We start from the raw sequence: 13245 nt of genomic DNA, 5'->3' as shown, positions 1-13245 counted from the left end.
ATAAGCCTAAAAAAGGTGGATCGACTTCGGTCTGAAAGAAAATTCTTCATCTGTTTCCGTCGGCAGAATCAGCTCCAGATCTCCACTGTCGGAGCTGCAGTCGGCGAGAATCCTGCTTCCGTCCAGGGGATGACGGTCCTTTATCCTGGCCCTGATACCCGAGGAGCTTTCGCAGAGTGTGATTTCATCTGCCCTGATCAGGAGCTGATAATCCCCGTCTTTTTTATCAGATTCATAGGGAAAGAGATTCAGATGTCCATCTTTCACTGATACATCCAGCTTACTCACGGCAAATCGGGAGGTCATTTCAAGGACTATCTTGTGGGCGGGCGCATTGTACAGTTCCCGGGCAGTTCCGAACTGTATCAGTCTTCCCTTATCCAGAACTGCCAGATAATCACTCAGAGCCAAGGCTGTTTCGGGGTCATGGAGGCTGATAATCGTCGTTTTGCCCAACCCTGTTACCAGTCCTTTCAAGAAGGTCCTCATTTGAAGCCTGTTCTTTGTGTCCAGATGGGTCAGAGGTTCATCCATCATCAGTATGTCAATATTACGGATGTCTGCCCTGGCTATGGCTATTAACTGCTTGATTCCTTCGGGCAGTACGGAAATAAGCCGGTCCAGATCGGCTCTGCTGATATTCAATTCCCGGGCCATGGCTTCCACGGCAGGATCAATCTCTTCCTTCTTTATTGTCTTTGTCTTCATGACTTCCAGGGGAAAGCGGATATTCCCTCGACCGCTTCTATGGTTCATCAGGGCGTAGTCTTCGAAGACAAAGCCAATATTCCTCTCACTGGCGGGGAGGGTATCCATTCTTTTCGTTCCAAGAAAGACGGCACCGCTATCATTTTGGTTTATTCCGGCCAGGGCTTTTAACAGCATGGTCTTTCCGGAACCCGAAGGCCCCAGGATCGTCAGTATTTTCCCACGGGGAATCTGGAAGCTTATATCCTGCAGCTGGAACTCTTCCCTCCGGAAATTCAGTTTCTTCACGACAAACAGATTTTCATCCGAGTTTTCAAGGGCCTCATCGGAGCCGTGAAAATCCAGTTTCTGCTGTTCAATATAGGCAAAGAGGTCTGAATCTAAAATCCGGATGGTACTGCCTACTTTAAAGGCCTCAATTTTCCTGTCCCGAATCAGATTGTAAACCATCTGGTTGGAAATATTCAGAAATTCTGCCACTTCTTTGATTGTCAGGGTCTTATCTTTGTGGGTCATAACAGTCCTCCATAAGATATGTTCTATTATAACAGTTTATAACAGAATATAATAAAGTCAAATAAAATGAGCCGCTTCAAAATTTGAAGCGGCTCAATAATTGTATAAACAGGATAAAGTCATAGGATTATGCCCATGTTCAATCTACTCTTACTTTGGATTAAAGTTGTTATGAACGTGTAAATTCTTTGTAATCTATGTAAAATACTGATTCTATGATTATATTGAAAACTGCTGAGTAGGGAGACACATAGTGATTTTTAAACTGTCAATGCAGGAGATCCTTTTTCTGGTTCCCATCCTGTTGCTGAGTCTGTCGGTTCATGAGTTCTCCCATGGGTGGGTCTCTTCTCTTTTAGGAGATCAAACTCCAAGGCTGGAGGGACGTCTGACTCTGAACCCGCTGCGGCATCTTGACCTTTGGGGAACTCTGATGCTGTTAACAGTCGGATTCGGTTGGGCTAAGCCTGTTCATATTGATATTGACAGCTATAAAAAGAAGTATCAGGGACTGGTGATTACCTCACTGGCCGGGCCTCTCTCCAATTTATTGATCGCCCTGGTCTTCACCTTTCTCCTCCGCCTGATCATTCTGGTGGACGCTCTGGCTTTCCTGCAGAATGAGCATGTGATCAGTGTCATTCAATATGTTTTGATCATCAATATTCTCCTCTTTGTGTTTAACCTGATTCCCATTCCGCCCCTGGACGGTTCCCGGGTCATCACAGCAATCTTCAATAAAAATCAGAATTTCATCATGAACTACAACCGTTTCGGATTGTATCTGCTGTTGGGTATTTTATTGATCAACCGCATTCTGGATGTGGAGATTCTGCCCATCAGCCGCATGATGGGAGGGATACTCAATTTTATGATCAGAATCATCATTCCCGAGGTCGCGAGTTAGTCCTCACTTCTAACCGGCTGCATGGTCACTGATACCAAAGGGGATCACAGCCAGTGAAAAATATTTCAGCTAAAAAAAAATGCTTCATAATGAATCGATGATTTTTTAATGCCCATATTCCTCAGAGCATTGAAAACCAGATTTCTTACACCGGGAGAAGAGCACAGATAGTAGGAGTAATTTATATAGTCAGTCAACTTTTCTCTGAAAAACTCTTCAGAAAATCTAAGACTGGCCTTATTATAAACCATCAAATGTGCCTGGACATTCTCCATGTGGGATACAAGCTCCAATATCTTAACCCGTTCAGGAAGCTCATCTTCATGGTTGACTGCCAGAAATAACTGTATTTTTCTTGTATCCCCTTTGGAGTGAAGTTCTTTGAAAATACTGAGAATGGGAACAGTGCCGATACCAGAGGCAATAAAGCAGAGAGCCTTTTCCTTTCCCGGTCTGAAATTACCGTATGAACCTCCCAGGTGAACACTGTCCCCCGGTTTTAAATGAATTAAATTCCCAGTAAAATCACCGACAGCTCTCACGGCTACGGATACCGGTTCAATTTTTGACTTGTCTTCAGAGGAGGGAGAATGAGAAAGAAATGAAAATGGGTGTTCCTCCCTTCCTTTTGCAATCTTATCCACTTTCATAAAAGTAAATTGACCGCTTTGATATCGGATGGACTTTTCAGGCTGGAGATGAATGGTGATAATACCCTGTTTCTCTTCGATTGCCAAAACTTCTGATTTTACTCTGAAGGCTTTACTATGGGAGAGTAGAAAGAGTCCGAAACTGCTGCCGTAGAGAAGCCAGTACAGGATCTTTGATAGGGGACTGACGCTGGAAACCAGCTCTGCTTCTGTAATATGAAGCAAAAGGATTCCTCCTATCAAAAGAATGAAGGTTCTATGAAGCATTTTTGACCGATCATAATTCAAATCGCTCCCCCCTTTCATCGTTTTAAGAATCCACTGATGGAAAGTTCTGAAACCGGGCAGGGGAATCCACAATACTGCTGCAAGAGCCAAATTTGGAAACCTAGAAGTAAAACCTCATGAACGAGAAGCCTACCTTTCCGAAAAACCTCTTGGTTTGACATCCATGGAATATGAATTACTCCTCCAACTCGTGCATTCTCCAGGTAAAAAGTTCAGCAGGGATGAACTCATGAAACACCTTCAGGGATTTGACTCGAATACCTTCAGCCGTTCCATCGATATTCTGATCAGCCGACTCCGGGCTAAGCTGGGAGAAAGTGCCAGGCATCCTGTGTTTATAAAATCAGTTCATGGCTTCGGGTATGTTTTCATTGGAGAGCAATCATGACAATACATCCTTTTAAATCTGTCTTTGTAAAACTTCTGTCGGCTTATATGGTCGCCTTTGTACTGATAGGCTGCGGTGCTTTGGCAGTGCGTTTCCTGGCAGCGAATTCCAAAAACATAGATATCTCTATGAATAATATCCGGAATTACGCATCCATCCTGACAGACCAGATCGGGACCCCACCTGTGTTTTCCGTAGCGCAAAGCCTTTCTGATGAAACAGGGATACAAATTGAGATTAACGGAACGGAAGTCCACTGGTCCAGTTCGGGAGATCTCATTGAGGATGAGAGCTGGCCCATTCATGACGATGATCTCTTGTTTTTTTTCTCCAAAGCTGATCCGATTATCGAAATTGAAAGGGCTGATTACGAGTATCTTTTTATGGATTTTCACACAGATTATCACATGTCTGCTTCAGTCTGGCTTATTATGTCCTTCTCAATCCTGGCGGCCTTGGTTATCAGCTACCTTATGGTGCATCATTTATTAAAACCACTCCGGGAAATGAATGCCGTCGCTCTGGGTTTTGGTGTTTCTGACTGGAAACAAAGAGTCCGGCCCAGGGGATCTGATGAATTAGCAACCCTGGGCAGAACATTGAATTCCATGGCAGACAGGATAGAGCAGTATGTCCTGTCGATACATGATCTGTTAGTGGCTGTCAGTCATGAACTCAGATCCCCCCTGACCAGAATGAAAGTAGCCCTCGAATTCATTGACAATCCGCGTATAAAAGATTCTCTCAATGAAGAAATTGATATCCTTGACCGAATGACAGGACACCTGCTTGAACAACGAAGACTGACAACTCAGAGAAGTATTCTAAACACTGAGGAAGTCAAGCTGCAGGACTGGGTAGAGTCTGTGTGCAATCCTTACCTGGTGAAAGGCCGGACTCTCACAATTGTCCGAAAAGGCTTGGAGAAAACGGCTTCTCTGGACCGCGGCAGGATGGATATACTGCTCAGGAATCTGATTGAGAATTGTCTCCGCCATGCACCGGGAAGCCCGATTGAGGTTTTAATCGATACCAGTTCTTCACAAGGGTTCATACTTGAGGTCTCGGATGAGGGACCTGGAATGCCTGAATCACTGATTGGAAGATCAGGAGAACCTTTTCTTCTGGGAGACTCTTCACGGGCCGGGAAGAGATCCGGCGGGGGATTTGGTCTGGGGCTCAGCATTGTCAAAGCTGTTGCAGAGGCTCATGGTGCCACTTTTACCGCTGGAAGCAGAATCCCCTCCGGATTTTCCGTAACATTACAGTTCTTTACAAAGGCGGAGTAAAATCTAATTTCCAATGAGGCTGGTGATTTGATTTATCAGATTGAAAAATACAAAGAACGGTATGGTTATTATCCAGAATCTGTTCACGCGGATAAGATTTACCAGAATCGAGAGAATAGAAAATACTGTAAAGATCGGGATCTCCGGATGACTGAAGAACCTCTTGGTCGTCCCCCAATAGAAACTGAGATCTTCCTTTCAATTTTTGTCATAAACTTGGACAAAATGTGTTCCATAGAAATGAGAGAAATTGAAGAAAGATTCAAAATCAGGAGAAATAGGGTTGCCTGAAAGACTTTTTCAGTAAACCCTATTTAAATAGTACAAATGCGACTATAATAGTACATACTCCATAAAAATAACTCAGGAGTAAAAGGAAAAATGTATGTCTTCAAAAACGGAAAATCTCAAAAATAAAATCATGGCTGCCGTTAAGGCTAATGACTCCAATATCGTAATGACTGGGATGTTGGTTAGTGTTGTGAAAAAGGGTAGCTTTTTTTCTCCTACACTGGAAGTTCAGCTTTCCGGTAGGGTGGATAGCAAAGGTGATATTGAAAAAATTGAGAAGATTGCCGCAGAAGTAGCCGGCGATGTTGCTATTGTTAATACCCTCCGCTTCAAGTGCTGATTTTATCAACAATCCGGCCGGATTGATTATATCTCCGTCCTGGATTCAATCCTAACTATAACTGTGAAGTCCCCTCATAAAGTAATTCACCCCGAAAAAAGTAAACAGGGTCGATAAAAATACGATAACTGCAATCCAGGAGCACAGCCTGAGACCTCTCTTCCTATAGATCCTGAAATGAGGGTAGAGGGAATAAAAGAGCCAGGTAATCAGAGACCATGTCTCCTTCGGGTCCCAGGACCAGAAGGAACCCCAGGCCGCTTCCCCTGACAATGTGCCATTCCGGACATGATGACAAAGAATCTTCTGAACAGACCGGGTATTTTCTTACTTTTTTTTACCAAATTACTGCATCCTGACTCAGACTATGGTATAGCTATGGAAGGGCAGGAGTAAAATTTTTATGAGTGAAATAATAAACAGCAAAAATCCCTTATATGAGTATCTTTTTGACTTATATGAAGGAATCCGGAGCCGTGAAGGCTTTGAGCAATACCGGGTGTTTCTGGAAAATGCGACTTCCTGGCAGGTCAACAATGCCATCGATGAGCTTTTAACCCACTCAAATGACTTTGGTAGAATTGAAAACTCTGTGGCCCGATTTATCAGAGCCTGCGGGAAAGGACTGGATAAGCAGCCCCCTCTTTCGCTGCCGGAAGATCATTTTCTCAGCATTCTCCTCAAGGAAAACAGGGCGCTCCAGACCCATAAAACCCGTCTGCCCAGGCTCTTCAAAGAGTTCAGTGCTTCCCTTACTCCTGATGGTCCCGATGAGTCTTGCCGTGTCAACCTCCTGGAAGAATTGAAGATCTTAACCGACCTCAGTGCCCATTATCAGAAGTTGGAATATCCCCTGTCATCGGCCCTGGAAGACTGCTTGAAAGAGTTCCGCTGTACCAAACTGATGTGGCATATCCATGAAATCATTTTGAAGGGATTGAAATACCTGCTTCTGGAACTGGAGCTGGCCTCTGAAAGCCTGAGGGACTGGAAGGAATTCAACCGTGTCTATGGAGATGTTTATCTGAAAATCGCTGCCATGACCTATCGGGAGGAAGTCATCCTCTTTCCTGTTGCCTATCGGGCCATACCGGAGGAGCGCTTCCATAAAATGAATCAGGAACTGAAGGAATACGGAACTGCTTTTGATGTTCCCTTTCCTTCAGAATTCTCTTCTTGCGGGAATCATTCTGGTGTATCAACGACAGACAAACATCCGGGGATTGATCTGTCTGTGGGGACATTGCTGCCCAACCAGATTAACCTGATGCTTAAGAATCTTCCCCTGGATATTACCTATGTGGATGAGAAGGATCGGGTCCGTTATTATAGTCAGGGGAAAGAGAGGATCTTTCCCCGGTCTCCGGGAATCATTGGACGGGATGTTCAGAATTGCCACCCCCCGGACAGCGTCCATATGGTGCAGAAAATCGTAGAAGATTTTAAGGCCAGGCGGAGAGAGAGTGCTGAGTTCTGGATTCGGATGGGGGACCGATTCATTCATATCCGCTATTTACCTCTCTTTGAGGATGATGTGTACAAGGGGGTTATCGAAGTGAGTCAGGATATTGCCCCCCTGAGAGGGCTGGAGGGAGAGAAAAGACTCCTGGATGAGTAGCCTGGGAGGACCGGAAAAGTTACGGCTTCTGTACTATTCTTAATCAATATCATTTCAAGGGGGAGTTCTTCCATGGAGTCTGCAGATGTACTAATCATTGGAGCCGGTGTAGTGGGCTGTGCCCTGGCCCGGCAGTTGAGCCGGTATAAACTGAATATCCTCCTGCTGGAAGCCTCGGATGATGTGGGAACCGGGGCCACCAGGGCAAACTCGGGTATTGTCCACGGGGGTTACACCGCCAAGGCCGGAACCCTCAAGGGGGATCTCTGCATCAAGGGGAACCGGATGTATGACCAGCTTGAAGAGGAATTGAACTTCGGATTCAGAAGAACCGGTTCTCTTGTTCTGGCCTTTGCTCCGGAAGACCTGATCACCCTTAACAATTTGATGCAGAACGGTGAGCGCAATGGCGTCAAAGGACTGAAAATCCTCTCTGCCGATGAGACATTGTCTTTGTCTCCCGCCCTGAATCCCGCCCTCCTGGGGGCTTTACACTGCCCTGAAACAGGCATTGTGTCCCCCTATGAGTTTTGTATCGCCCTGGCCGAGAATGCCATCCGGAACGGAGTGACCCTGCATCTGGACAGCCCGGTCGACGCCATTTCTAAATTGGGTTCCGGTTTTCAGGTTAAAAGCGGCAACAGGGCCTTTTCATCAAAATATGTTATCAATGCGGCAGGTGCGGGCAGTGCAGAGATTGCTGCCCTGGCAGGAGCGGCTAACTTTTCAATCCATCCCCGGAAGGGCCAGTATCTTCTTCTGCGCAGGGGAAGCGCCCGGCTCCTGGATCTGGATCTGGTTGTCTTTCAGCCCCCCACAGAGAAGGGGAAGGGGATACTGGTGACTCCCACTGTGTGGGGCAATCTGCTTATCGGACCCAATGCGGAAGAGGTTCAGAGTCCCGAGGATCTGGGAACCGACCCGGAAACCCTGGCTGCCATCATGCGAACCGCCCGTTTGTCGGTTCCCTCTTTGGATCCGAAGCTGACGATCCGGATGTTCTCCGGAGTCCGTCCCGGGGGAGACCGGGGCGATTTTATTATCGAAGAGTCGCCGGTGGAGGATTTTTTTAATCTGGCTGGTATCGAATCTCCCGGCCTGACATCCTCACCCGCCATTGCCTTGATGGTTGAAGGATTGTTAAAAGAAAAAGGTCTTCTTCTTCAGGAAAAAGAAGACTTCGATCCCCATCGGAAAGCCTTATGCCGTCCAGGGACTCTCCAGTCGCCGAAGGAAGCCTCTGCCGGTGCGGATCGTCCCTATGGAGATCCGGAGCGCTTTGTCTGCCGCTGTGAACAGGTGAGCGAGTCAGTCCTCAGGGATTCACTGTCCAGGGGAATTCCCATTCGTTCCCTTGATGCGGTTAAAAGGAGAACCCGGGCGGGTATGGGCGCCTGTCAGGGACGATTCTGCGGACCCCGGGTCAGGGAATATCTGATAAAGGAAAGAGGGTTGGAAGAGGCCGATATTTCAGGTCCTTCCCGTGATCCCGGAGGCATCAGAAACACTCTGGATCAGCTATTAAGACTTCTGGAAATAAATCCTTAACATAAAATAAATTATCAATCTTCTTAATCTCATAAAATAATTTGTTTTTTAACAAAAAAAAGACTAGCTTTAATAATGGATCTTGTTTGATCCAGATTAAGGAGTGATCTATGTTTCGTTTTATCTTTGGAATTCTCATTGGGATTGTCTGTCTGATTTTATTCATTCAGAATTCTGTACCGGTTCAGGTCAATTTTCTCATGTGGTCCCTGACCATGCCGCGTTTTATTCTGCTGTTATCCATGCTTTTTGCCGGAATCCTTTTTGGATGGATCGGAAGCAGTCTGGGTCAGTTGAAAAGAAATAAAAAGAAATAAAATAAACAGACTTATATTGTAATTTTTGACTTTGATTTTGTTATGTGTTCAGTGTATATCCCTGTTTATTATTATGACTATACATCGAGGCTTGTTGATGAAGAATCTGAAGTTTGTCCTGTTTTCTATATTACTCATCCTGAGTTTGTCCGGATGTGCCACATTTGTGGGAGAAATCCCCCTGGAGGCAGAAGGGAAGGATCTGTATCTTTCTCCCATTAATCAGGACGGGATCATGGATACCATTTCTGTTCCCATGAACATTCCCGAAACGAAAGGTCTGAAAATACAGGGGTATACAATAGAAATACGATCTCCTTTGGATGAAATCGTATTTTCAAAAACCTGGAAAGATGAGCCTAAGGGGCTTTTCAAGAGGAAGCATCCAGCGGTTGTGCCGGGAGAAGTCCTCTGGGATGGAACAACCCAGATTGGTGAATGGGCTGCAGACGGCGATTATTATTTGATGGTCGAGGTTTATGACTATACCGGGAACAACGGGTTTTTAGGACCTGTCAAAATCATTGTCGACAACACGGCCCCCTATGCAGAATTGTACTTCCCCTATTCCATTTTTTCACCTAATGGAGACGGCAGTCAGGATTCTCTGGACATATATCAAAAGGCATCCAGTTCTGAGGCTCTCTGGGTCGGTTCCGTGAAAAATAAAAAAAATGAACTTATCCAGACTTTTAAATGGAATAGGATTGCGGGAAATTTTTCCTGGAACGGCAGGACCGGGGAGGACAAGTTAAGCCCTGAAGGTCAGTATTCCTACTCTCTGGAATCTACGGATGAGGCCGGTAACAAGTTCCAACTGGGTTATGATCAAATCTTTATTGATAATACAACCTATCCCGTTCAGATGAAGCTTCTGGGTTCTGATCAATTCAGCCCCAATGATGACGGTGTCATGGACACCATCAGGATCGATGTACAGGCCGCAGAAAAAAACAAGATTAAATCTTCTAAATTAAAGATCATCAATGCTGCAGGAGATCTGATCAAAGATTTAACGCCAGACAGCTTAGGAGTTTACACTTTTGACGGCAAGAAATCGGGCAAAACTCTACCCGAGGGGTATTATTATGCCAGCCTGGAAGTCCAGTATAACAATGGGGACATTCAGAAAGCCGTTTCGGGAAAACTCAAACTGGATTTGACACCACCCAGCGCAGTCGTTAAAGTGTCTCTGCCCGTTTTTTCTCCCAATAATGATGGACGGAAGGATACGGTGGAAATATTCCAGAGCAGCAGTGTGGAAACAGTCTGGACCGGCCAGATCATGTTTGAAAAAACAGCCATCAGATCCTGGAACTGGTATGAGCGTGCGCTGCCTGTCGTCTGGGATGGGATGAGCGGATCAGGTCCTCTGGTTTCTGACGGTTTGTATCAATATAAGCTGAGTGCCACAGATGCTTCCGGAAACTCTGCCGTCTTTCTCTCCAGTCTTTTTGCTGTGGATACAAAGGCTACTCCCGTACAATTGACTCAATCCATCAATATTTTCAGTCCCAACAGCGACGGAGATTCTGATATTGTGATGTTTTATCCTCAGCCAACGGTGAAAGAAGGCATTATTTCCTGGAAATTCTCAGTCCTTACTGAGTCGGATGCTCCGGTTTATAAGGTTGAGGGATTGAATGCCCTTATTCCCGAGTCAATCTCATGGGATGGACGGAACACAGAGGGTGCTATCAAAGAAGGTCTCTTTCGTGGTGAATTGGAAGTTGAATACCTCAAAGGTAACTATGAGAAGATAAGTGCTGTTCCTTCTGTGAGAATTGATCTGACAGAACCGGAAATCAATCTCTCTACTTCAAAGCTGCCTTTTTCTCCTGATAATGATGGCGACAGTGATGTTCTGACCATCAATATTGATCCCCAGGATCCTTCAGGAATTAAAAGCTGGACGGCCCGGATTCTTGATCCCGCTGGATCTCTGTTCTTTTCTCTGAATCCTATGAATTTTAAAAATGGATCATTTCTTTGGAATGGAAAGGATAAGAGGGGTGAGCTGGTTCAGTCTGCCTCTGATTATATCCTGGAAGTCAGTGCTGTCGATGGGGTCGGGAACCGGAATTCTGTGAAGAAAACGATCCCTATTGATATTCTGGTACTCAAGGAGGGAGACAGACTGAGGATCAGTATTTCAAGCATTTATTTTAAACCCTTTACTGCTGATTATCTTTCCATTGACCCTGATTTGAAGAACAGGAACCTGAAAACTCTGGATCGCCTCACTGAGATTCTGAATAAGTATGGTCAATACAATATTCAGCTGGAAGGGCATGCGGTTCGATTACTCTGGAAGGATGAGAAAAAGTGGAAGACTGAAGAAAATGATGTTCTACTGCCCCTTTCCAGGGAGAGAGCCGAAAGCATTAAGTCGGCCCTGATCCAGAGAGGTATAAAAGTCGAACGCATGAGCAGCATGGGCTACGGTGGTTATAGACCTGTCGTTCCTCATAGCGATGAGCAGAACAGATGGAAAAACAGACGAGTCGAATTTATATTGATAAAGTAAATCTTTAAAAGTTAAAAAAAGGGGCTGTCTCATAAGTTATGGGACAGCCTCAATTATTTATAATCAAATATCATTTAAACAAAGGGGGAATCCTCCCCCGAAACCCTAAATGAGGTTTGATAGCTTCTAATATTTATCGTATCTTTTCCTTGTTGTACCAATCTAATAAATTCCGGTATTTACAAGTAATCTAATATGTATTACTATTTAATAGTGTACAAGGTAGAGATTAAAAACAGAGTTTTGAAAAGTGTCAGAAAGATGCCATCAGCAAGACAAGATGATTTCTTTGACCTTGTTGAAGACCTAAGAGCGTTAGGACCGATCCAGAAAGGATGGAGGAACTTCAGCTCACTAAATGAGAATAAGACTGAATTCCACTGTCACTTGGATTACCGGTGGGTCGCGTGCTGGAGAGTTCTCAGTGATGATCGGTTAGAATTGGAGGTGTATTATGTTGGCAGTCGTGAAAAAGCCCCATATTGAGATTAATGCAGAAGAAATTCCGGAGAAGCTCATTAAGTTTCTTACAGATAATTATAGTAAAGTAGAGATCATCAACAATGATGATGAGCTTGTGGATATAAGAGAAACAGCCTGGTATAGAGAGAGAGCAAACATTTCAAAACCTGGGCAGGTCCTTAAACGCTATAGAAAAAGAAATGGTTTGAGCCAAACTGAATTAGGTGAGAAACTTGGTATTGCCAAACAGAATATTTCAGCTATGGAAAGAGGCTCGAGAGGAATCAGTAAAGCAATAGCTCATGAACTTTCTGATATTTTCCAGGTTTCTCCTGGTAGATTCATTTAGGAAACCTTAGCTTTATAGAAAGACAGTTTGACTATGAACCGGCCATTATTGACAAGAGACCGTTCTGGATATTGAGATCCTCCGAATCAGAAACAAGTACACTAATCTAGTGGGAAAAATCAACAGTCGTAACATCCGGCTCAGCTGCAGGCCAACGGCCTGACTGCTGCAGCCTCTTTGTTACGATATTAAATTTCTATTCTATCCGGTAGTTGATACCCGGTAGAATTGAAAATGAAGAGTCATAAGAAATGAGTTGTACCTGTCATTCTGCTAAATTAATATCCTGCCCTTTCAATGGATAAACTGTTCGAACCACTCCGCCATAATAAGAAAGTAGAGAAACTAATTGACCTCTTGTTTCCGACATTCTTCAATCATTTCTTTTCTCAAAAGATCGTTCATCAGAGTTTGATAACCTTTCCCATGGCTTTTCAACCAAAGCAGAATATCCGCATCAATACGGGTTGTTATCTGCTCCTTCCTGGGCTTGTAGATATCATGAAAAGGTACTGCCTTGGAAAAATCTTCATCAGACCACTCTTTGATATCTGAAGTATCTATCTGGGAGTCCGGTAGATCAGCGAGAGCTGCCAGTCTGGCCTTTGTATCTTCATCCATAGGGCTAAAACCACTGTCCTGCTTCATACTTCCTCCTCTCTGCCGTTGTCGCTTTTCTTGCAGATATTATTCTTAAAACTTCTTCACCTTGTTTGTCTCTCATTGTAAAGACAACCAGGACGAGCAAAGTACCGCCAATATGTCCCATGATTTGCCGACGGTTCTCTGATTCGGTAAAATCATCACGGCTAATTGCAAAGGGATCGGCAAACACATATTTTGCATCTTTAAAGGAGAGGCCATGCTTACTAATGTTGATTTGGTCTTTTTCCTCATCCCATTCGAAATGCATAATATAATTATAGTATTGTAATTACAATAATGCAACTATAGAACGATATGAAAATGATATGCTGACAGATTTCATAAAGTAAGGCTTAGTAGAAGGCCTATTGTTATGATTTAGGATTCCTATTTCATTAGATG

At 44.4% G+C, this 13245-nt stretch carries 14 protein-coding genes and 1 pseudogene; 10 read left to right on the top strand and 5 right to left on the bottom strand.

All coding sequences use genetic code 11. The annotated features are described in order from the left end of the window. Positions 1-6: 6 nt before the first annotated feature. Positions 7-1224: an ATP-binding cassette domain-containing protein gene (locus PF479_RS14595; protein ID WP_298007896.1), complete on the bottom strand. Its 1218-nt coding sequence runs from the start codon at positions 1222-1224 to the stop codon at positions 7-9. A gap of 253 nt (positions 1225-1477) precedes the next feature. Here PF479_RS14595 and PF479_RS14590 point away from each other — a divergent pair, with 253 nt between their 5' ends. Then, positions 1478-2131 carry a site-2 protease family protein gene (locus PF479_RS14590; protein WP_298007894.1) on the top strand — a complete coding sequence of 218 codons (654 nt, stop codon included), beginning with the start codon at positions 1478-1480 and terminating at the stop codon, positions 2129-2131. 65 nt (positions 2132-2196) lie between these two features. Here the strand turns inward: PF479_RS14590 and PF479_RS14585 are convergent, their stop codons facing one another. Beyond that, a complete protein-coding gene (locus tag PF479_RS14585) occupies positions 2197-3159 on the bottom strand; it encodes a hypothetical protein (protein ID WP_298007892.1) in 963 nt (320 codons plus the stop codon). A 64-nt stretch (positions 3160-3223) separates the two neighbouring features. On the opposite strand from PF479_RS14585, the gene PF479_RS14580 reads away from it, so the two are divergent. The 4 genes and pseudogenes from PF479_RS14580 (at position 3224) to PF479_RS14565 (ending at position 5377) form a co-directional block, all read left to right on the top strand. Then, entirely contained in the window at positions 3224-3457 is a 234-nt protein-coding gene (locus tag PF479_RS14580; protein ID WP_298007889.1) for a helix-turn-helix domain-containing protein, read from the top strand. After that, the gene (locus PF479_RS14575; RefSeq protein ID WP_298007887.1) at positions 3454-4746 is read left to right on the top strand and encodes a HAMP domain-containing sensor histidine kinase; all 1293 of its coding nucleotides are present in this window, start codon (positions 3454-3456) and stop codon (positions 4744-4746) included. Before PF479_RS14580 ends, PF479_RS14575 begins: the two co-directional genes overlap by 4 nt. 12 nt (positions 4747-4758) lie before the next feature. Then, a pseudogene (locus PF479_RS14570) lies at positions 4759-4923 on the top strand (IS5/IS1182 family transposase); the annotation flags it as partial. A 208-nt stretch (positions 4924-5131) separates the two neighbouring features. Next, entirely contained in the window at positions 5132-5377 is a 246-nt protein-coding gene (locus PF479_RS14565; RefSeq protein ID WP_298007885.1) for a BON domain-containing protein, read from the top strand. 51 nt (positions 5378-5428) lie between these two features. On the opposite strand, the gene ccsA is transcribed toward PF479_RS14565, so the two are convergent. Beyond that, positions 5429-5650, bottom strand: coding sequence for a cytochrome c biogenesis protein CcsA (gene ccsA / locus PF479_RS20850; RefSeq protein ID WP_367277247.1), 222 nt, complete (start codon positions 5648-5650; stop codon positions 5429-5431). Between the two features lie 130 nt (positions 5651-5780). Between ccsA and PF479_RS14555 the strand changes: the two genes are divergently transcribed. From PF479_RS14555 to PF479_RS14535, 5 genes are all read left to right on the top strand, one after another. Further along, positions 5781-6995, top strand: coding sequence for a PAS domain-containing protein (locus PF479_RS14555; RefSeq protein WP_298007881.1), 1215 nt, complete (start codon positions 5781-5783; stop codon positions 6993-6995). Between the two features lie 72 nt (positions 6996-7067). After that, the gene (locus PF479_RS14550; RefSeq protein WP_298007879.1) at positions 7068-8543 is read left to right on the top strand and encodes an NAD(P)/FAD-dependent oxidoreductase; all 1476 of its coding nucleotides are present in this window, start codon (positions 7068-7070) and stop codon (positions 8541-8543) included. Positions 8544-8653: 110 nt separating this feature from the next. Further along, a complete protein-coding gene (locus tag PF479_RS14545) occupies positions 8654-8860 on the top strand; it encodes a LapA family protein (protein ID WP_298007877.1) in 207 nt (68 codons plus the stop codon). A gap of 97 nt (positions 8861-8957) precedes the next feature. Further along, positions 8958-11387, top strand: coding sequence for a gliding motility-associated C-terminal domain-containing protein (locus PF479_RS14540; RefSeq protein WP_298007875.1), 2430 nt, complete (start codon positions 8958-8960; stop codon positions 11385-11387). 454 nt (positions 11388-11841) lie between these two features. Then, positions 11842-12198, top strand: coding sequence for a helix-turn-helix transcriptional regulator (locus PF479_RS14535; RefSeq protein WP_298007873.1), 357 nt, complete (start codon positions 11842-11844; stop codon positions 12196-12198). 345 nt (positions 12199-12543) lie between these two features. Here the strand turns inward: PF479_RS14535 and PF479_RS14530 are convergent, their stop codons facing one another. Together PF479_RS14530 and PF479_RS14525 are read right to left on the bottom strand one after the other, a co-directional pair. Next, positions 12544-12846 (bottom strand): BrnA antitoxin family protein, encoded by a 303-nt coding sequence (locus tag PF479_RS14530; RefSeq protein WP_298007871.1) that lies wholly within the window; start codon positions 12844-12846, stop codon positions 12544-12546. Further along, positions 12824-13111, bottom strand: coding sequence for a BrnT family toxin (locus tag PF479_RS14525; protein WP_298007869.1), 288 nt, complete (start codon positions 13109-13111; stop codon positions 12824-12826). The genes PF479_RS14530 and PF479_RS14525 overlap by 23 nt, the downstream gene beginning before the upstream one ends. Positions 13112-13245: the final 134 nt, after the last annotated feature.

It is taken from the genome of Oceanispirochaeta sp. (genome assembly GCF_027859075.1).
GTDB lineage: Bacteria > Spirochaetota > Spirochaetia > DSM-2461 > DSM-2461 > Oceanispirochaeta.
Note: the sequence above shows the minus strand (reverse complement) of the source record. Positions and strands in the feature narration are given on the sequence as shown.